This window comes from Cytobacillus sp. FSL W7-1323 (assembly GCF_038595015.1).
Lineage (GTDB): Bacteria > Bacillota > Bacilli > Bacillales > Cytobacillaceae > Cytobacillus > Cytobacillus kochii.
This window is the reverse complement of the sequence record NZ_CP151998.1, coordinates 3,657,751-3,678,414: the sequence shown is the minus strand read 5'-3', so window position 1 is coordinate 3,678,414 and position 20,664 is coordinate 3,657,751. Positions and strand designations below refer to the sequence as shown.

The following is a 20,664-nucleotide window of genomic DNA, read 5'->3' as shown; positions in this document are numbered from 1 at the left end:
TTTAGATGAGGAAATCAGTGTAAACCATTATGAATGTAATTAAACATAGTTCGTTTAACCTAATTTTTATTGACGTCTAGTGGTGAATCATTGTAATTTGATAATGATAGTTCGTTATATAGAATATAAATGTTCTTTTTAGGAACAAGGGGTGGTTACTTGAAGGATATTATCTATTTTTTAAAACAAGTTTACCAATACGCTGGTTGGAGACTATTCGCTAGCTTAATAGCAGTTACAATTGTCAGTCTTTTAGATGGATTAGCTATCCTTTTACTAATCCCATTGATTCATTTTACCGGTATGGTCGATTTCGGCTTAGAAAACTCCTTTTTATCCTCTTTTTCCTTATTCGAGTATGTACCATCTAGTGTAGTACTGCCGTTGATCTTACTGATTTTTGTTGTCATTGTAGCTGTTCATCATCTTATTGAAAAAGCTGTGATGATAAAGCATACGCGCATACAAATGGGTTTTTTGACACATTTACGAATGAGTATCTATCAGGACATATTGTTGAGTAATTGGTCTTTTTTCCTGAAAAAGAGCAGTTCCGATTTAATCCATACCGTGCTAACCGAGATTGCTAAAACAAGTGGTGGTACGAGGTCTATTTTACAATTATGTACGAATCTGATTTTCGCTTGCGTGCAAATTGGCATGGCGTTTATTCTGTCTCCATATATTACAAGCTTTGTTCTTTTGCTTGGCATGGTGGCCATTTATATGAACAGGAAATATTTGAAGCTGACACAAGCTTTTGGTAAACAAAATTATACGTTAGGTAAAAAATTCCTAGCCGGAATAACAGACCAATTAGGGGGAATCAAGGAAATTAAATCTAACCATTTAGAAGAAGCACAACTACGCTGGGCTGGTGAAATGACGGCTCAAATGCAAGAAGAGCAAGTGAATTATATGAATACGAGATTACGTTCACAGTTGAATTATAAAATTTCATTAGCTGTATTCATCGCGGTCTTTGTTTATCTATCTATTCAATTATTTCAAGCTCAATCAGCAACACTATTACTAATTGTTGTTATATTTTCTCGCCTTTGGCCGAGAGTTGCAGGTATTCAATCCTCTTTAGAACAAATAACAACAGCTATCCCATCTTTTAAAGCGGTAAAATTATTACAAAGTGAATGTAAACAAGCTCGCGAGGAACTTATTTCATCAGATGAAAAACTCAAATTAGAGAACAGTATTACTTATCAACAGGTGTCTTTTCGCTACGTTAAAGAGAAATATGCCTTAAAGGATATTAATGTAACAATCCCATCAAAAAAGATGACAGCAATTGTCGGCAAATCAGGTGCGGGTAAAAGTACATTCGTGGATTTACTGATGGGCTTAAATCAACCACAGGAAGGCGCATTGTATATTGATGGACAAAAGATTAGCAATCATTCGCTTGCCTTATTAAGGCAGAGCATTGGTTATGTCTCTCAAGAGCCTTTCTTATTTAACGGTACGATTAGAGAAAACTTGCTACTACTTCGCCCGAATGCGACAGATCAAGAACTATGGCAAGCCTTGTCCTTTGCTTCAGCAGCTGATTTCGTGAAAAAATTACCTGAATCTTTAGAAACTTACATTGGCGATCGAGGAATAAAGTTATCTGGTGGTGAGAAACAAAGGCTTGTTTTAGCAAGAGTTATTTTGAAAGATCCTTTAATTCTTATACTTGATGAAGCAACGAGTAGTTTAGATACCGAAAATGAAAAGAACATTCAAGAGAGTATTGAACAATTAAAAGGAAAAATGACAATCATAGTAATTGCTCATCGCCTCTCCACCATTAGAGATGCCGATCAAGTAATCGTGTTAGATGCAGGTAAAGTTGTTCAAGTCGGAGAATTTGTTCAATTATCTAAAGATAAGAACCAGTTATTTAGTCAACTGTTACAGAGGCAGGTGGAGGCAATGTAAATATTTCCTTTTCCTAAAGAAAAAATAGAAAGGATTCGTGATTTTATGAAAAAGCCGTGGGGAGAAGTAAAACTGGAAGTACTAGATGTAAAAATGACCATGAAAGGTGGAGGACATGGGGGAGGAAAGGATCCTAAGGATCCTGCTGATCCAGAGCCGGAAACAGATATCTACAGTTGAGGAAATGTCCTTATGTACTTTTGTACATAAGGATTTTTTACTAGAAAAGAGATTAACTTGTTTATTTCAGGGCGCTCTGCGTTTTTTATTTAGGTGGTGAGTATATGTTTAAAAAAGTAACTAGTCAGAAGGAACAAGAGGCTTTTGCTGCTACATGGGAATATTTTTGTGAGAGAAATGGTTGGCATAAAGACCCTTATGCACAAACAGGCGAGAGGTATCAACTATTGTTATCTAAAAGAGACCCGACCGTTATCGGTACGATTGAATTTATTCCTTATCATGAAGAAGTGGAAGTAGAAAGGTATTTTCGCTTTTCTAAAATCCCATCTATTTTTCAACAACAGGATCGGGTATGGGAGATAGATAAACTATGCTTACATAAAGATTATCATAGACAAGGTTATTTCTTTCATTTTTTTGAAATCATTTATGATCATGCCCTTCTTCATCAGCCGAAATATTATATAGCTATATTAGAAAAAAAGTTATATAGACTTTTAAAAATGTCTGTTGGTCGACGAATGATACGGGTCGATAAACAAACTGTCAGATCAGAAGCATCACTTATTCCAGTTGTAATACAGATAGAACAAATAATGAAGGATGATACAATCATACAATCACTTTTCTTGCGGAGAAATAAATTATTGTTGTGGAAATATTTCTTCAGATCAGGATTAAACCGATTGAAAAATAAAGCTGTGCGTATTCTTAGGGGGTAAATCATTGGTACTTTGGAGATACGGAAAACAGGTTAGTTGGATGCTCATGACGATTGGTTATATGGTTTTCATTTGGCTTCAATCTGAATATTTTAACCCCCAATTAATTGAAATATATGCTTATAGACTAGATTTTCCTATATTAGTAATTCTCGGCACTGTTTTTGAATTATTGCATCTTATCGAGTTTGGCATTTTATTTATTTTCCTTATCTTTACCTTTAAGGCCAATCCTAATGGAGAGTTTACAAAAAAGAAAATGATTGTTTGTTTCATTTTGTCTTTACTTTATAGTCTGATTGATGAAATTCATCAATTATATATTCCTTATCGTTCTTTCTCTTTTGTTGATATTTTTAAGAACTTTATCGGTATTTTCATTGTTTATTATATTGTTAAGAAAAGGTATAAGTGGTGAATTGCAGTGTCCATTTCTTCTCTTCAATTAAAGCTTCTTTATTCCGTTTATTTTGTTACAAATGTCTATTTTACAGGCGAATACACAAACAGAATACTTTAATGGGAATAGCATATAGGTAATTGAATATGAAACGAATATAAAATAAATAGATAAAAAGTTTATTAAAATCTATAAGGGAGAGAGGAAATTTGAGATATGTGAGAATCATCGAGGAAATCAATCAATTGAGGCTATTGTTAAGTAATATGTATGACCAAGGCCTATTCGATGTTGAAGAGGTAGAAGAGAGGCTCACATATCTTTTTCAATTGCTGTTTCCGGATAGAATAGGTGAATTTTCACCGGAAATTCATGAGATTCCTGGTGAGTCTCTTAGACTCTTGGCTGAGATTTTACAAGATCCCATATTAGTTCCAATCTTGAGAGAAGTAAGTGAAGGAGCAGCTGGTGAAATAAATATCCCTCATGCTTGTAATCAAAGATGTAATTGTCGGATGTGTAGATGGTGCAGAAGAGGGGTAACGGGTGCAACAGGAGTTACCGGAGTAACAGGTATGACTGGCGCAACAGGGTCGACAGGTGCAATGGGTCCGAGGGGTTATCCAGGAATACCTGGGAGAAGCGGATTAACAATAACGGGTCCTACAGGGGCAACAGGTCCAACAGGTCCACCAGGCAGTGAGACAGGAATAACAGGTGCAACTGGACCAACGGGTATGACTGGTGCGATAGGCTTAACTGGAAGTACGGGAATCACTGGTATAACGGGGGCCACCGGTCTAACTGGAGCTACTGGAGTGACAGGTCTAACAGGGGTAGATGGTTTAACTGGAGCGCCAGGTATCACCGGTCCTACTGGAGTGATGGGATTAACCGGAGCCACTGGCGTAACTGGTTCAATAGGAACCACCGGCCCTAATGGTGTGACAGGAGTAACGGGAATGACTGGACCTACTGGCTTAACAGGTAGCGCAGGGGTGACGGGAACAACTGGAGAAACAGGAGTCACAGGCGTTACTGGTCCCACAGGCACGCCAGGTATCACTGGGAGCACAGGAAATACCGGTGTCACGGGTCTAACTGGAGAAATAGGATTAACAGGTGCAACAGGAGTCGCAGGCTTGACAGGGGCTACGGGCGTTTCAGGTGTGACGGGAAGTACTGGTGCAACAGGCAACACTGGGCCAATAGGCGAGACTGGAATAATGGGTTCAACCGGTCCTACTGGTTTGACAGGAGTCACAGGTTCAACGGGAATGATTGGACCTACTGGAATCACAGGCCCAATTGGTTTAATGGGTCTTACAGGGAGTACCGGAACCACTGGCAACACCGGAGTAACAGGAATAACGGGTTTAACAGGAGCAACAGGAGTCACAGGTTCAATCGGTTTGACGGGAGTAACAGGATCAACCGGAATCACCGGTTCAATGGGCTTACCAGGAACAACAGGAATAACGGGAACTACTGGTTCAACAGGAGTGACAGGGGTCACGGGTCCAACAGGCTTGGCGGGTGTAACCGGAGTGACAGGTTCAATCGGTTCGACGGGTCTAACGGGAGCCACAGGTTCAACGGGCGCAATAGGAATCACCGGAGCAATTGGCTTGACGGGGCCTACGGGTTCAACAGGAGTGACAGGTATCCCAGGAGGTACTGGACCGACAGGAATCATTGGAACTACTGGTTCAACTGGTAACACAGGAAATACAGGTCTAACGGGTCCAACTGGCTCAATAGGCTTAACAGGAGCAACAGGAATTACGGGGTCAAGCGGTTTGACAGGAGTAACGGGTTTAACAGGATCCACCGGAGTCACCGGTTCAACCGGCTTGACGGGAGTAACAGGTCTAACAGGGGCGGCCGGAATCACAGGTCCAACTGGTACAACAGGATTAACAGGGATAACGGGACCAACCGGCTTGACAGGAACAACTGGTCTAACCGGTGTAAACGGTTTTACTGGGACTACGGGAACCACTGGGCTAACAGGAGCGACGGGGATCACAGGCCCAACTGGCTTGACGGGAGTAACGGGTTTAACAGGGTCAACCGGAATCACTGGTGCAATAGGTTTAACCGGAGTCACAGGTCTAACAGGGGTAACTGGATCAACAGGTTCGACGGGTCCAACCGGATCAACGGGGTTAACAGGTGCAACTGGAATCACCGGTCTAACGGGTATCACAGGTTTAACAGGATTGACAGGACTCACAGGGAATACCGGAGTAACGGGTAGTACAGGAAATACAGGTCTAACGGGAGTAACAGGAATTACCGGAGCAATAGGTTTAACCGGAGTGACAGGTCTAACAGGGACGACCGGAATCACGGGTTCAACTGGCGCAACGGGAGTAATAGGTCTAACAGGATCGACCGGAATCACTGGATCAACAGGAGTGACAGGTGCAACTGGATCAACGGGCTTAACAGGAATTACGGGGTCAATCGGCTTGACTGGAGTAACAGGTCTAACAGGATTCACAGGAACAACTGGTCCAACTGGCTTGACCGGATCAACTGGTCCAACTGGCTTGACCGGATCAACTGGACTAACCGGTGTAAACGGTTTGACAGGAGCTACAGGTTCAACAGGAATCACCGGTTCATCCGGCACGACGGGTCTAACGGGGGCGACAGGAACTACAGGGCTAACGGGAATCACAGGAGCAATAGGTTTAACCGGAGTAACAGGTTCAACAGGAGTGACCGGTATCACCGGAAGTACTGGAGCAACGGGCATAACAGGAACAACAGGTATTACGGGTTCAATCGGCTTGACTGGAGTAACAGGTCTAACAGGATTCACAGGAACAACTGGTCCAACTGGCTTGACCGGATCAACTGGACTAACCGGTGTAAACGGTTTGACAGGAGCTACAGGTTCAACAGGAATCACCGGTTCATCCGGCACGACGGGTCTAACGGGAATAACAGGATCAATAGGTTTAACCGGAGTAACAGGTTCAACAGGAGTGACCGGTATCACCGGAATTACTGGTGCAACGGGCATAACAGGAACAACAGGAATTACGGGTTCAATCGGCTTGACTGGAGCACCAGGTCCAACAGGAGCGACAGGAATAACAGGATCAGCAGGTTTGACAGGTTTAACAGGAATTACAGGAACAACCGGCTTGACAGGAGCTACGGGTTCAACAGGAGCGACCGGAATCACCGGAGCAATAGGTTTAACAGGAGTAACAGGTCTAACAGGGACGACCGGAAATACGGGTTCAACCGGTGTCACAGGAACCACAGGGCTAACGGGAATCCCAGGTCTAACTGGCTCAACGGGCTTAACAGGAACCACAGGAATTACTGGGTCAGTCGGCTCGACTGGAGTAACTGGTTTAACTGGATCAACCGGTTTGACAGGAGCTACAGGTTCAACAGGAATCACCGGTTCATCCGGTACGACGGGTCTAACAGGGGTAACTGGAGTAACAGGTTCGACTGGATCAACAGGCATAGCGGGAGTAACGGGTCTAACAGGGGCGACAGGAACTACAGGACTAACGGGAATCACCGGAGCAATAGGTTTAACCGGAGTAACAGGTCCAACAGGAATCACAGGAACAACGGGTCCAACAGGCTTGAGTGGATCAACTGGCCTAACAGGGGTAACCGGTTTGACTGGGGCGACAGGAAATTCTGGGCTAACAGGAGCGACGGGGACCACAGGCCCATCCGGCTTGACGGGAGTCACCGGTTTAACAGGACCAACAGGAATCACAGGAACAGCGGGTCCAACAGGCTTGACCGGATTAACAGGTCCAACAGGCTTGAGTGGAGCAACAGGTCTAACTGGAGCCACGGGGGTCACGGGTTCAACAGGGGTGACCGGTATCACGGGAAGTACCGGAGTATCGGGTGGTACTGGAGCGACAGGAATCACGGGGAGTGCAGGCCCAACCGGTCTAACGGGAGTAACAGGGATCACAGGAGCAATCGGTTTAACGGGAACAACCGGCTTAACAGGAACAACAGGAAATACGGGTTTAACAGGACCTACGGGACTAACGGGCCCAACCGGTTCAACAGGCTCAATCGGACCAACCGGTCTAACGGGATTAACGGGTTTAACAGGATCCTCAGGGTTCACAGGAACAACCGGCCCAACGGGAGTAACAGGTCTGACTGGCCTAACAGGATCTACCGGGATCACGGGTCCAACAGGAGTGACAGGAATCACAGGTGTAACTGGTCCATCAGGCATTTCAGTACCTATTGTCGGTTTTTCGGCTAGAACAAACTTAAGTGGGATTAGTGCTTCGCAACAAATTGCTAATTGGAATATTGCTTCGCCTAGCTATAGTAGTGCAAGTTTTAATGCTACTACAGGTACTTTTACAGTACCAAATACAGGGAGATATTCTATTAAGGCAACAATTAATTATCAAACAACTACCACTATTTCTATAGCTATCGGTGCAGGAGTTAGTCCGACTTTTAGTGTTAGAAGAATATCTACTTCAACTGATTTAATTACTGGTGTATTTCCTATTCTAGATGTGAATATTGTTTTATTATTGAGTCTGAGAACTATATTGGGTTCTGGAACAGTTACTCTCTCAGGTGATATGACTTTAAATGCGGGAGATACTGTGGGTTTATTCTATAATGCAAATGGGCTTACAATTAGCTTGAATCTGGGATCAGGGACTTTACCCATTGTTTGGTCCATTCACCAAATTGGATAAAAAGAGCAATGTGGGAATCATTATCCTCACATTGCTTATTTGATGTAATATTCTTTGAAAAAAAGCTCGTTATGATTGACTCTTGAATCATTGGGTCGGTACTCTTTTGCTTTACAGTGATGGAAATATGATTGATTTTCATTACCATTTTGCCAGTAACAATAACATAGTTGAATATGTGGGTACCAGGTAGTATAAGATTCATCTTTAAAATTAAAATGAGTCGGTTCCTCGAGCGTAGTTGCTAATTGATACCAAAAAATGGCCTTATTAAAGTCATTTTTTCCTTTATAAATATCACCAATTTTACAAGCGGCTTCGGGTCTTGGTGTATCAAACTTCATGGTTAAAATGAGTGCCTCAAGCTCACTTTCTTCTATATTTAAATGTTTATAACATTCAGCTATAGATAAGCATGCCCTAATTTCATCCTCCACCCATCCCTTTTTACTCTGTAAAAATTGTGCATAATAGGCAATTGCATTTTCGAATCTAGCATGGTCTTTTAGTTCATTTGCAAAATAAAACAAATCCCTTGGTGAAAACTCCTCACCCTTTTCTAACCTTTTCTCGTATATTTTAATATTGCGGTCACTTTGTTCATGATGTGTTTGTTTCCTACTTTTATTATGCTTAATGGCAATATCTGACTCAATAATATGGCCCCCGACTTCCAAATATTCATGGACAGGACCATGCCACTTGAAATGTCGGTCTCTTTTAACTAACCGATGTCTACGAGAACTAAAGGTTGGTTTATTTTCCTCATCAAAGGCTAAATGGTAGAGCATTGCGACAGCATCTACGTCAAAAGATAACGCTCCTTTTAAGTCTTTCATTTTTTGTCTGTCATCCGGTAAAAGTATATCGTCTGCATCTAACCAGAGAATATAATCTTGTGTAGCTTGCTCAAAAGCATAATTCCTTGCTGCGGCAAAATCATCTGTCCATTCATAGTGAAAAAGATGTTCAGTAAACTCTTTAGCGATTTTCTCTGTTTCATCTGTTGAGCCCGTGTCTACAATTATAATTTCATCACATAAATCAGACACACTTTTTAAGCATTCAGCAAGTACTTCCTCTTCATTTCTTACAATCATACAAAGGCTAATTGTTATCATCCCGTTCACCACCAAATAAAGAATCCTTATACTATATGAATGGTGAAAGAAATGGGTTCAAACCTAATTAGTTATTTCATTGCAAGTCTTAAAAATAGTAAATAAAGTAAGAAAACCCCTAGATATCCCCCTGTAATTAAAAATAAAGGGTTGAGAAAGACGACATGGACGGTTGTCATAAATACTAAGTTTTCGCTAATGATTTCATAAACTGTTGTAGCTGTTATACTTTCAAAAACGATAAGGGAAATGGTAGCTAAAGAAATTAGCACAATATGTGTAGGTGCCCAATATTTATTAGCAAAAACCATTAAAAGAGGAATCATTATAATCATCAATACAATGAAAAATACCATTAAAAAACCCTCCTAAGAAGAGTGATAGGATTAGCTTCTGTTATTTTTCAAAGAAAGATACATTTATTTTCCGAAAAATATAAAAACGAAAAGGAACTTACCTAGATTTGTCGAATGATAGGTGAAAAGGAGCTGAGAGTAATGAAACAAGTGAAACAACAACAGTGGATTTGCTCTAAATGTGAGAAAGTAATAGAAGACAAGAATGAATATATTGATAATGATGGTGTTTGTGACCAATGCTATTCTTGTAAACTGAAAATAAGGCGTGGTTTTAAGATTTAAGAAAAAAATAAGCGGATCCCATATTTGTAATTATCAAATATGGGACACCGCTTATTTTGATTTGTGAACAACTCTTTTAGTTAAACAAGTCATACAAATGGTCTTTCTTTTTACGATTAGTATTTCATGATAATAAACAAGCTCTTGACATTTATTGCAAAGTACAAATTCACTCATGAATTTACACATCCTTTCTTTAAAGGTATATGTAAAAAGAGAGGTAAACATGATTACTTGTACGAGGCTTATAAACTTACTCATTAATATGAAGTGCAATTTCTTGAAGCTCTTCTTTCATTTGACCAATAAGTGATAAAACAGACCCGATCGCCTGAATCCAACTACCATAAAACCCCAATGCTTCACCGCTCTCACTACTCTTGTCTCTTAATGATTCAATCCCTCCTTTTGCTTGCATACTATTGCCAATTCCTTGAAGGAAGCCACCAACTATATTTAAAAATCTACCCGAGGGTGTTAAATCAAAAAACTCATCACTTAATGCAACAAAACTTCCTAAAGCCTGGAACCAATTACCAGTAATGATTATTCTTTGGTTCAAGTCCTTATTTGGGTCAAAAAGGATGCCAATGATAACGAGAGAATTGCCAACAGCTTGGACTTCATCACCAATAAGCTCAAGTGAATAGGTTCCTTGGCCATCAGCGGAAAGTGCTTCGCCTGTAGCTTGAAGTATATTTCCTTGCAAACGCAAATCAATTTTTAGCTGTTCATTGATAGGGAGTTGAGGAGTACTTCCTAAAGCTGCTTCAATTGTACCGATAGTTGACAATACAGAGCCAAAAATCTCCTTTAGTTGACTATTCAGGCCTAATCCCTCCCATACTCGCTTCATTATATGTATGTGGTGAAGGAAGTGGGTTTGTACTTAAGGAGATAAAAATGAAAGATGTACATTTACCGGTTACTTCTTCCAAATAAAGACCATTTATTAACTAGTACACGACCCGTAGTAAGAGTCGAATCATTAGAAGCTAGGTACAACAGCATAACCTCATCGACTAACGGTTTTTTGGCAATTAGTTCATCTTTTTAAAATTGTTTGTTGCCAGTTCATCGCAATGAAACCTGGCTGGACTCTATTCATACGAATCTTCTTCTCTTTTGCAACATGAAGTGTAGCCAGTCGATTGTGTCTCCTTTAATGCTTGAACTTTTAAGAATTTCACATCTAATCAACATTGACTTTTTTTATTCATCATTTGTTTTATCCTCAGGAACTCTTTTGTACAAGTATCGGATTCTGTTAAGTCTGATTCATTTAGCTTTCCCTCATTTGCAACATTCAATTTTTTTAAGCATTTTTCTTACTTGATCATCTATATCTGTTACAATTACTTCTGCCCCTTTTTAGCAAATATAGTAGAACTGTAGCGCTCATACTAGAGATATCTCCAGTAGTAATCGTAAATTTATTGTTCATCCCATTATCTTAGCTCCAATTATTAGCAGTAAACTTAACAAATAACTTGATTCACCTACTCTTAAAGGTTAACTTTAAGTGAATACAATCTAATACTTGTTTTTTATTTGAAAGAAGAGGGAATATAAAACATAAGTACATAATAGTTAAAGGAGAACGATTAAAGATGAAGAGATTTTTACTTATATTATCGATAATGACGTTGTTTTGTTTGACTGCATGTGGCGATGGTGAGGGCGATTCTCAGAGTGGAAACATTGATAAACCTAATCTAGCAGATGAAGAAATTGAAGTGAGTCTTCAAAATGCCGTAGATATCTTTCTGCGAGAATATGAAGTGGATTATATTACAAAAGTTGAATTAGATAGTGATATGGATCAATGGAAATATGATGTGGCTGGAGCTTCTAATGAAAAAGAGTATGAGCTTGTGATTGATGCACATACTGGAGATATTTTAGATCAAAGTGAAGAGGCAATTGAAAAAGGGGATGAAGAACAAGGTATTTCTTTAAATGAGATTCTTTCACCTTCAGAAGCGATGAAAATTGTTCAAGCAGAAACGAGTAATGAAATTGGCGGTTGGACATTAGAAGTAGAGAATGGAACAGAGCAGTATGAAATCGAAGTCAGAGATGGTAGTGAAGATATCGATTATATTATTAATGCGATAAGTGGTGAGTTAGTAGGCAGAGATTAAATTTTTTTCCTCAGCAGATAGTAAAGTCCAATGATTAATTTAATCATTGGACTTTTTTTAACCTATTATTAAAGACTAGGTTGCACGACGGGTGATTTCTTATATTTTTTCTGGATGACATATGTCTGGATAATAAGGAATAATCCACTCACTGACCAATATAAAGGCAGTGCAGCTGGTGCAGATAGGGAAATGAACAAGATCATTGCCGGTGAAAGGTATCCCATGATTTTCATTGGTCCTTGTTGTTGATCCTTTGGTAATTGCATAAGGGAAACTCTGAATTGCAAATAATAAATGACACCAGCGATAATAGCCATTGGAATATTGGCGTGTCCTAAGCTAAACCATAAAAAGCCATGGGTAGCGATTTCGGGAGATGTTCTAATAGCATAATAAATAGCCATCAAAATCGGCATTTGTATCAGCAAGGGCAAACACCCCATATTCAATGGGTTGACCCCATGTTTCGCATATAAACCAATAAGCTCTTGTTGTAATTTTTGCTTCTTAGCTTCATCTTTTGTTTTGTTCATTTGCTCTTGTATAGCCTTCATTTCAGGTTGTAACGCTTCCATTTTGACCTTCATCGATTGAGAGCTTTTTACTTGTTTAACGGTTAAAGGTAGTAAGATCAACCTTAATAATAAAGTCACTAGCACAATACTCCAACCATAATTTCCGTGGAATATGCCTGCAAAAAAGTCGATGATAGAGATCAATGGCTGCACAAAATAATGATGGAAAAACCCTGTGTCTGTACCACCATTTGCTTGACAGCCAGCTAAAACCAATGAAATTGTAATTACTAACCATATCATTTTCTTCAAAAATATTTCCTCCTCTAATGATTGTTTTAATTAGTCATTAGAGAAAGAAATGCTTCATCGCTATCGTCTGGACTTTCTTTGCGACGAACTGTAAGTAAACGGTTTTGTTTACATGCCCAATTAAGCACATTAGAAAGAACAGATGCGTAGTGGTTAATTAAATCAGCGTCTGCTTCTTGAAGACGATAAAAAAGCATGCCTGTATTTCGTTGTAAGAAATATATCGTTAAGGCGGGGAGTAGGATTGTTAAGACAATACCAGCTAAGGTTAAGTCATGAATCGTTTGATAATCAAGTTCAAAAAGACCAGCAAATATCATCCCAAAGAGAATGGTATGATTAAATGATAAATGTCTCATTAGACTGCTCCCCTCCTTTCAATTCTTTTACATATTTTCATCATAATCATAACGGAATCAGAAGGAAAAGTAAATGAAGCAAGACTTACAGGCTATGGATAACCTTTTTGTGACTATTATATTTAAATATTAAGTAGATAGTACAAGCTTCTTTTTCTGGTACATCCATTCTAAAAAATGCTGTTACGTTATGGGAGTATTCATGATTGCAAGCAGTAAATGGGTAGTTGTTATAGTCTATTCTTTTTCCTCATCCTTCCCTAAGTCTTCACATGCATACTCTATTAAAGAAAAAATCAAAGCTAAAATAATTGTAGCGAACAATCCGATTTGGATGGAATGCATGACATAATCCAAAAAAGACACAATCGCCCAGTTTGTCAAAAAAGAAAACACTAAAGATGTAACCTGCTGTTGCTTCAGGGTATATTTCCCCGAATGATTCATCAATAAAATGAGAGCTCCTATAAAAATTTCAGATACGATTCCAATGAGAAAATAAAGCAAAATAAATGAAATGATGGATGGGAAGGATTCAAATTTGATGTTAAGTAAATGAAAGATTCCTAGAGTACTAAAAAAGTAAAGAGCAAGAACGAATGATAAGACCAACAGAACAATGATGCTTATCGCGATAGTTGACCCAATGATACTTTTGAAGTTACTTTTCTTTGATGATGGTTTGTCTTTCATCTCCTCATCCTCCCAATAGACTTCGTTAATATGTAAAATTTTACATTGTATTAAAGTGTTTGCCAACTTATATTAGTTTTTTTGTAATAATCTTGTAGCAGACATTGGAGGTCATGTACCGTTTTATTTCTAAAGGGGTGGCCATCATTAAATGTATGAGTACCAGATGAATAGTTTGTCTCAGTCAGGCTATTGCTACCGGACACCGTTATAGGAATAACTCAATTAAAACTTTAAGGGGCTATTTGAAAGCTAGAAAGTGAAGAATGAATAGCTCAATATGTAACAAAAGGATTCCTAGGTGCTTGATATAGAGAGGTAGTTGAAACTTGGCATAGGAGAAGATGGCAAAGGAAACTGATGAAAAAAATACAAATTTGTCATTCAAAGGACCTTTGCCTCTCTTTATTTTACTTTATGCCCTTATATTACTTTTAATTGAAGTCCTATGAATAGGTAAGAGTCTTTTAAGCGAATAATTACTCACTTTTACTTGCTTCTTGATTTAAATACTTTATTTGGACTATGAGAATATTTAATTTCTACATTTATATCTTCGGCAGTAATATTCTTAAACATGTCTTGAAATTTGTGTTGCTTCCAAATTTTATTATGATGCCTAAAGAGGTAATCTTCAAAAAGGTATACATCTATACCTTTTTCCCTCCCAGATTTTAAAGATAAGAACGCTTCATCTCTGATTTTATCTTCAACTTTATGTTTAAGTGCATCTTGATTTACTTCGGAGGCTCCCTCCCTTAAAATGATTGTGGATTTTATGTTTAACTTGAATTTAGAATGAAAGTTGTCTTCCTCCAACGTTAATTTCGTTTTAGGATCTCTAAGTTCGACTTCAACAGGATCGTTTTTACTTTCCATATTGACTTGAATTAAACTTCTTTCAACATCTGCCTGCTTATTAGCTTTGATATAACCACTTAATTGAGATGAGTTTAAAAAACCTTTGTAGTTCCCGCCTTTAATAAAATATCCTCCATTAAAATAGGGTACTAAAAATTTCAATTCATTTTTTCTCACATTATTATTAGTTATTTCAATTCGTGGTAGTAAGATAGTCTTTGTCGCTTCACCTAAACCAATAAGAAATTTAGTTGCATCAATAGCAGGTACTTCTGAAACTTGTGTTTGTGTGTCTAGAGGTTGATTAATAATACTGCTTGTATAGGGATAATAAAAAGGCATTTTAAGTGTCAATATTTCCTCTAAATCTTCACTAGTGCCATAAATCCACCCATGGACACGTATGTTGTAATTCGAAGATAGTGAATCAGTCGTTTCCTTTAGTTTATACTTGATTATATTTTCTGAAAAAATAAAGCTATTGATATGATCAAAATTAATTTTTATTTGCATGGTTTTATAAATATTAGTTAATGCTTTATTTATTGTATTGCCTGTTCCTACACCCAACCATACAGGTTTATCTTGATTAATAGAGCTGCTCTCGGTCTTAGCTACATTTGAAAAATCCAAGAATTGAACATATACCACATATTCTTCGTCAATAAAGTCAACACCAAAACCAATGGCGTATGCTTGATATTGAATTTCTACAGGCTTTTGACATCCACTTAACAAAAGAAACATAATCATGGTAATGAGGATCCTCTTAATTTTAACTCTCCCCTTTAAGGTATACTATCTTAACTTAGAGTGACGTTAAATGGACTTAAGTATTCATAAATTATAAAGTCATTTACATATTTCATGCTCTTTACCAGGTATGCTTTTGTATTTAATCTCAGAATTATGTGCTTCGAAGTAGATGTATATTTTAATTAACCAATGTATCTGCGAGCACAGGATGAATTAAAGATTATGTATAATGTCTCTTAAAAAACAGCCCACTGATGTGGGCTGTGCTTCAATATAATGGTTGTTGGTTATGACAGGATGGAAACCCACTTATATCTTGAATCATATGAAAATCATATTGTTTTAATGCGAATTGGGATTGATATAAATATTCAATCACTAATAATTTTCTTTGAGATGTACCACAAAGTTTCCCTGATGTCCCTTGACCATTGGTGAATGAGATACCAATTGGTTGGCCAATTAAATAATTAATTTTATGTTGCCATGGCATGGTGATATCACTCCTTCAAAGCATCTTATGATTTTGAAGGGATTGGGTGCATGTATGAGCTTTATTAAAGAATTATTAAGTTTATTGAATTGGAGATTGTCGGTAGGTGCATATCTGTAACTTCTCCAATCGAATACGTTCTCCGAAAGGGAGGAATAGATATAGAAGAGATAGAAAAACCAAATAAGCTACAATCATTCAGAACGTTTAACGTAAAAATTAGATGAAAATCAATGCTTTTCTAAAATTAACAAAGAATTAGATTGTCTACTTGTAATACGGTATTTGATAGAAGGTTAGAGATTTAATGGTTGGTACTTATTATTCTTACTATTATAGGAGGATGTTTTTATAGGATGTTAAGGAACTTAAATGAATGAAAAAAACCGAAGAAATCGGTTTGATCAGCTTTTATGAGTGAATATTTTAAGAGAGCCCTCTTGATATTGAGGGCTACCCTCATATTGTTCGTACAAATTTTAAACACCTTTAACTAGTATTTAGATATTGTTAAATAAACAATACTAGGTGCTGTTTTTTATATGGTAGCCTGGTTTAGTTCTTTCGTAAGTTAGTAAGAGTTCATTAATACTTAGATTTTTCATTCATCTCTATTTTTTTATTTAGCAAATCTTTACCCCAGGTTTGCATTGCTTCTAAAATAGGTATAAATTTTCGCCCCTGTTCGGTTAATGAATATTCTACTTTTGGTGGTACAACTTTATAAACTTCTCTGTGTACTAGGTTGTCCTCTTCAAGTTCTCTCAATTGTCTAGTTAAGATTCCTTTTGATATTCCAGGTAACATTCTCAATAATTCATTAAACCTAATGATATTATTTTGGCTTAAATGCCATAAAATCACGATTTTCCATCTGCCCGCAATTGCATTTTGGGTGACTGTTAATGGACAGATTTCTTGTTGTATTTCCTCAGTGATTGATTCATCTTGATAACTAAAACGTGCCATAATAAAACCTCCTTTTTCTCTAGGTGCTATTTTTATGACTATGTTATTAAAATGTGCCTACTTACATAAATCCTATATAACAAATAGTATAGATATTAGAATTAAAAATCAAAAATACACCATAGTGGAGGAGTTTCTATGAAAGTTTTAATAACTGGGGCAACTGGAAATTTAGGTTCTAAAGTTGTAGAATATTTACTTGACAAATTATCAGTAGAAGAAGTAGTTGTTGGTGTACGTGACGACAAGTCTCAAAAAGCAATGGGTTATAAGAAAAAAGGCCTGGAAGTGCGAGTAGCGGATTTTGAAAAGAAAGATACCCTAATTACTGCATTTAAAGATATAGATCGAGTATTTGTTATATCAACATTTGGTGATTATGAAACGGTTATGCGACAACATTTAAATGCAGTTGAAGCTGCCAAAGAAACAAACGTAAAACAAATTATTTATCCAAGTGTTACTAGATCAGAAGAAAATGATTTCTTCCTAGCAGTTCTTCATAGAGCACGTGAAATAGCTATTATTGAATCAGGTATCCCTTATGTAATTCTACGTAACAACTGGTATATAGAAAATGAGCTTAATACAATCCAAGGTTGTATGGATGGTGCCTCTTGGGTAACTTCTGCAGGTGAGGGGAAAATCGGTTGGGTATACCGACCAGATTTAGCTGAAGCAGCTGCAAATATTTTAGTAGAAGATGGTCATGAAAATAACATTTATGAACTTTCTGGTGAAAATTTAACACACCAGCAATTTGTTGATATATTAAATCAAGTAACAGGTAAGGAAATTCCTTTAGTAGCAGTAGACGATGCTTCTTTTGAAAAAATGTTAAAAGATGCCGGAGTACCAGAAGCTTACCACCCTATGTTGGTAATGACTCAAAAAGGGATACGTGAAGGTGGCTTAGAATCCTCACATTCCGATTTGGAATTCTTATTAAAACGTCCTGCTACATCATTGAGGCAAGCTCTTATAAAATTATTAATAACTACTAAATAGGTCAATTAAATTTTCTGCAAAAACAAACAAAAATTTTATACCACTAAATGAACTTGCACTTATGTTAAAAAGCCTTTCCAGTTGGAAGGGCTTTTTAACATAAGTCACCATTAATACAAATTAATAAGTCAGTTACTTCAAATCGGAAGTTAACATGCCATACACAATACTATCTGTCCATTCATTTTTATTCCAAAAATCTTGTATGAAATGTGCTTCCTTTCTCATACCAATTCTTTCACATAATTTTTGTGAAGCTATATTTCGTGCATCTAGATTAGCCTGTATACGATGTACATTAAATTCATCAAATAATTTATAGACCAAACTACTTACTGCTTCTGTTGCCAAACCTCTACCAGCAACTTCATTTGAAAAACTATAACCAATCTCAACAGTATCTTTCATTTCTGTATACCATACGGATAAATCACCAACTACTTTATTCTTGTATATAACTGCCAAACTTAACATGGATTCTTTAGTGAGTGCACAGTTTGCTAACTTTTTATCAAACCTTTTATTCATATCTTCGTCAGTCCACTTCTCATGTAATAAGAACTTACAAGTATCATCATTATTATAAATAGCAAATACATCCTGTAAATCATTACGCTTAAAAGGTCTGATTAGTAGTCTTTCTGTTGTGATTTTCAAGTTAGTTCTTCCCCCTTGCTTTTATTCTACAAACATTTCTTACAGTATCTAGCCTCCTTTTATATCTTACATTGAATACATATTTCACCATACTAAATGAATATCTTCTTCAACTAAAGTCTTAGTTTCTTTAAGTAAAACCTTTCATAAACTTCTTAAATAAGTACATTTATAATAGGAGTGCTTCAAAGATGTTGGGATACATTCTCATCTTTAAGATGTAATTATATTGTTGCATCAATTATTGTTTACATCGATAAAAATACTAATGTTTAGAAACAAGAAATTTAAAAAGATGCAATGAGGAAGAAGTTTCTGAATAAAAATAAGCCCTTCTTAATGGAGGGGGCTTTTTAACTAAAGCACCTCTAGCCATTGAAACTGGCTCAATAAATGAAAGTCCCAACACCAATTATACAGTTGGGACTTTTAATACCTTATTTTACAAATGGAAATTTCCTGCTCTTTTTACAACCTTATGACCCCAAAAATTGCTACTCCGTAATTCTAGACACCTTTTACAGTTCTTTTAGATTAAGTAAAACCTCTGTTAGCTTTTATTTTTATTAAAATGATGGATATGTAATTTTTCCTGTTTCTACTAATTCCTTCAAACCTAAGAACATATAATGCCAACCTTGTTCGGTCTCTTTTTTCCAATCTTCATGTGCTTTTTGAATATCTGCAGTAGTCCAATCTTTTTCATGGATTACGTTAATTTCTTGTGTGAAAATCATTTCACAGCCAGATTCAAGCGATTCGATTTCCACTGTAATGTCGTCTTCTAAATCACTAAATTGAGGCATTTTGAATGTGAAAACAAGTTTCGCTGGTGGTTCAACCAATTTGTATTCTCCAATAGCTCGATAATCTTTCCCATCCCGATGATCCACAACTTCCCATGTTCCACCTACACGAGGATTACTCTTTGCCACTTTATTTGTATGTTCCATGGTGAACATCCATTTCTTAATCGTGTCTGCTTTAGTCCACGCGTCAAATACTTTTTCTGCTGGAACATTAAATTTGCGTTTCATATTAAGGGTTGTTATTGATGTTTTTGCCATCTGAACCATCCTCTCAACGATTATTATTCTTTTGATTCATTCTTACGTCTTTACTACTTGAAACGTTGCTCTTATATACGAAAGTGGCCTTTCAAAAAAATAGTATAACCAATATTGGATAATATTACAAAACCATCAATGGTTAAATCTCGATACTTTTTCTTGAGAACGTCAGAATGAAAGCAGGATATCAAGAAGTTATCATTTCAGCCAATTTTCAAAGACTTTGTAGCCATCAATTTGTATTCATTCTCTACACCATACGTATCAGCGAGTTGTTGATAACACCAATGAGACTTAATCCCATATATGGATTCTAGGTATTCCTGCTGATCTTAAGTAATCCAATAACTGACCGGTATGAACAGATTCATGATAAGCAATTCGTAATAGCATGTCACCTAAATCTCGTATGTAACCTGCATCGGAACGGTCAATTTTTATATTAAATAGGTCTTCTTCTGAAAATGATTTAATTGTATTTATAAATTGCTGTCTATATGGTTCAGCAAAATCCAATTCTGCATTTACAGAAGTGAAAGGACGATTTTCGAATGGAGAATTGAATTTGGACAAACTCCTTCTATTTTTAATTGCTAGGTGATAATAATGTTCGCTTTCTAACACATGCCTAATCATTTCTAGGCATGTCAAGGCTTCATCATCAGGCTTCCATTCTAGCTTATCTTGAGGAATAGATGTCCAGACCTTAATACTTCTTCTTCTAATTTCGTTGAAGTTTAAAATAATTAAATTAACTGAGTTCATAATATCCTCCTTGAAAATTATATCTTTAATATACACGAATAAACGTTCGTGTTAAAGAGGATTAGTTGAGCATTTAAAAAACAAGATTAGAGGAGTGATGTAGAAGTAAGTGGAAGAATAAGAGAATAAGGCACAGGAGCTGCATTTAACAACGGACTTACTAGCCTTATTCAGTCAAATGAGGTACAGAATTACCATGGAATATGACAATACCATTTAGTGCATTCTTGTGGTTTTACTTCACCTGCAGCAGAAGCAGGAGAAACAATTGTTAAGGTGAGTATATTCAGGATCTTTATAATCGAGTTAGTAACTTATGGAACCGATTCATTT

At 37.0% G+C, this 20,664-nt stretch carries 20 protein-coding genes; 7 read left to right on the top strand and 13 right to left on the bottom strand.

The window, feature by feature from the left end; translation table 11 throughout:
* Positions 1–159: 159 nt before the first annotated feature.
* From MKX67_RS18655 to MKX67_RS18640, 4 genes are all read left to right on the top strand, one after another.
* Positions 160–1,935 (top strand): ABC transporter ATP-binding protein, encoded by a 1,776-nt coding sequence (locus tag MKX67_RS18655; RefSeq protein WP_307318094.1) that lies wholly within the window; start codon positions 160–162, stop codon positions 1,933–1,935.
* Positions 1,936–1,980: 45 nt separating this feature from the next.
* On the top strand, positions 1,981–2,115 hold the full coding sequence (locus tag MKX67_RS18650; RefSeq protein ID WP_157733909.1) for a paeninodin family lasso peptide: 135 nt from the start codon (positions 1,981–1,983) through the stop codon (positions 2,113–2,115).
* A 104-nt stretch (positions 2,116–2,219) separates the two neighbouring features.
* Positions 2,220–2,840, top strand: coding sequence for a hypothetical protein (locus MKX67_RS18645; RefSeq protein ID WP_328197445.1), 621 nt, complete (start codon positions 2,220–2,222; stop codon positions 2,838–2,840).
* 4 nt (positions 2,841–2,844) lie between these two features.
* The gene (locus MKX67_RS18640) at positions 2,845–3,258 is read left to right on the top strand and encodes a VanZ family protein (protein ID WP_341051882.1); all 414 of its coding nucleotides are present in this window, start codon (positions 2,845–2,847) and stop codon (positions 3,256–3,258) included.
* A gap of 601 nt (positions 3,259–3,859) precedes the next feature.
* Here MKX67_RS18640 and MKX67_RS18635 read toward each other — a convergent pair.
* The 3 genes from MKX67_RS18635 to MKX67_RS18625 form a co-directional block, all read right to left on the bottom strand.
* A complete protein-coding gene (locus MKX67_RS18635; RefSeq protein WP_342489291.1) occupies positions 3,860–7,480 on the bottom strand; it encodes a DUF4573 domain-containing protein in 3,621 nt (1,206 codons plus the stop codon).
* Between the two features lie 519 nt (positions 7,481–7,999).
* Positions 8,000–9,085, bottom strand: coding sequence for a glycosyltransferase family 2 protein (locus MKX67_RS18630; protein WP_342488578.1), 1,086 nt, complete (start codon positions 9,083–9,085; stop codon positions 8,000–8,002).
* Between the two features lie 71 nt (positions 9,086–9,156).
* On the bottom strand, positions 9,157–9,441 hold the full coding sequence (locus tag MKX67_RS18625; RefSeq protein WP_095372119.1) for a transposase: 285 nt from the start codon (positions 9,439–9,441) through the stop codon (positions 9,157–9,159).
* 141 nt (positions 9,442–9,582) lie between these two features.
* On the opposite strand from MKX67_RS18625, the gene MKX67_RS18620 reads away from it, so the two are divergent.
* The gene (locus tag MKX67_RS18620; protein ID WP_342488577.1) at positions 9,583–9,726 is read left to right on the top strand and encodes a hypothetical protein; all 144 of its coding nucleotides are present in this window, start codon (positions 9,583–9,585) and stop codon (positions 9,724–9,726) included.
* Between the two features lie 253 nt (positions 9,727–9,979).
* Here MKX67_RS18620 and MKX67_RS18615 read toward each other — a convergent pair whose 3' ends face one another.
* A complete protein-coding gene (locus MKX67_RS18615; RefSeq protein ID WP_322910394.1) occupies positions 9,980–10,582 on the bottom strand; it encodes a hypothetical protein in 603 nt (200 codons plus the stop codon).
* Between the two features lie 754 nt (positions 10,583–11,336).
* Between MKX67_RS18615 and MKX67_RS18610 the strand changes: the two genes are divergently transcribed.
* Positions 11,337–11,870 carry a PepSY domain-containing protein gene (locus MKX67_RS18610; protein ID WP_095372120.1) on the top strand — a complete coding sequence of 178 codons (534 nt, stop codon included), beginning with the start codon at positions 11,337–11,339 and terminating at the stop codon, positions 11,868–11,870.
* A gap of 68 nt (positions 11,871–11,938) precedes the next feature.
* Here MKX67_RS18610 and yidC read toward each other — a convergent pair whose 3' ends face one another.
* The 6 genes from yidC to MKX67_RS18580 form a co-directional block, all read right to left on the bottom strand.
* Positions 11,939–12,691 carry a membrane protein insertase YidC gene (gene yidC / locus MKX67_RS18605; RefSeq protein WP_095373619.1) on the bottom strand — a complete coding sequence of 251 codons (753 nt, stop codon included), beginning with the start codon at positions 12,689–12,691 and terminating at the stop codon, positions 11,939–11,941.
* Between the two features lie 35 nt (positions 12,692–12,726).
* The gene (locus MKX67_RS18600) at positions 12,727–13,059 is read right to left on the bottom strand and encodes a hypothetical protein (RefSeq protein WP_095372121.1); all 333 of its coding nucleotides are present in this window, start codon (positions 13,057–13,059) and stop codon (positions 12,727–12,729) included.
* Between the two features lie 237 nt (positions 13,060–13,296).
* A complete protein-coding gene (locus tag MKX67_RS18595; protein WP_095372122.1) occupies positions 13,297–13,752 on the bottom strand; it encodes a YrvL family regulatory protein in 456 nt (151 codons plus the stop codon).
* A gap of 489 nt (positions 13,753–14,241) precedes the next feature.
* Complete coding sequence (locus MKX67_RS18590) at positions 14,242–15,366, bottom strand: Ger(x)C family spore germination protein (RefSeq protein WP_342488576.1); 1,125 nt, start codon at positions 15,364–15,366, stop codon at positions 14,242–14,244.
* Between the two features lie 271 nt (positions 15,367–15,637).
* Positions 15,638–15,862: a hypothetical protein gene (locus tag MKX67_RS18585; RefSeq protein WP_095372124.1), complete on the bottom strand. Its 225-nt coding sequence runs from the start codon at positions 15,860–15,862 to the stop codon at positions 15,638–15,640.
* 585 nt (positions 15,863–16,447) lie between these two features.
* Positions 16,448–16,831: a helix-turn-helix domain-containing protein gene (locus MKX67_RS18580; protein ID WP_307318079.1), complete on the bottom strand. Its 384-nt coding sequence runs from the start codon at positions 16,829–16,831 to the stop codon at positions 16,448–16,450.
* A 138-nt stretch (positions 16,832–16,969) separates the two neighbouring features.
* Between MKX67_RS18580 and MKX67_RS18575 the strand changes: the two genes are divergently transcribed.
* Entirely contained in the window at positions 16,970–17,839 is an 870-nt protein-coding gene (locus tag MKX67_RS18575) for an SDR family oxidoreductase (protein ID WP_342488575.1), read from the top strand.
* A gap of 132 nt (positions 17,840–17,971) precedes the next feature.
* Here MKX67_RS18575 and MKX67_RS18570 read toward each other — a convergent pair whose 3' ends face one another.
* The 3 genes from MKX67_RS18570 to MKX67_RS18560 all read right to left on the bottom strand — a co-directional run bounded on the left by MKX67_RS18570 (position 17,972) and on the right by MKX67_RS18560 (position 20,331).
* Positions 17,972–18,496 (bottom strand): GNAT family protein, encoded by a 525-nt coding sequence (locus MKX67_RS18570; RefSeq protein ID WP_328197455.1) that lies wholly within the window; start codon positions 18,494–18,496, stop codon positions 17,972–17,974.
* A gap of 566 nt (positions 18,497–19,062) precedes the next feature.
* Positions 19,063–19,563 carry an SRPBCC domain-containing protein gene (locus tag MKX67_RS18565; RefSeq protein WP_328197457.1) on the bottom strand — a complete coding sequence of 167 codons (501 nt, stop codon included), beginning with the start codon at positions 19,561–19,563 and terminating at the stop codon, positions 19,063–19,065.
* Positions 19,564–19,860: 297 nt separating this feature from the next.
* Positions 19,861–20,331 (bottom strand): DinB family protein, encoded by a 471-nt coding sequence (locus MKX67_RS18560; protein ID WP_307318072.1) that lies wholly within the window; start codon positions 20,329–20,331, stop codon positions 19,861–19,863.
* Positions 20,332–20,664 lie beyond the last annotated feature (333 nt).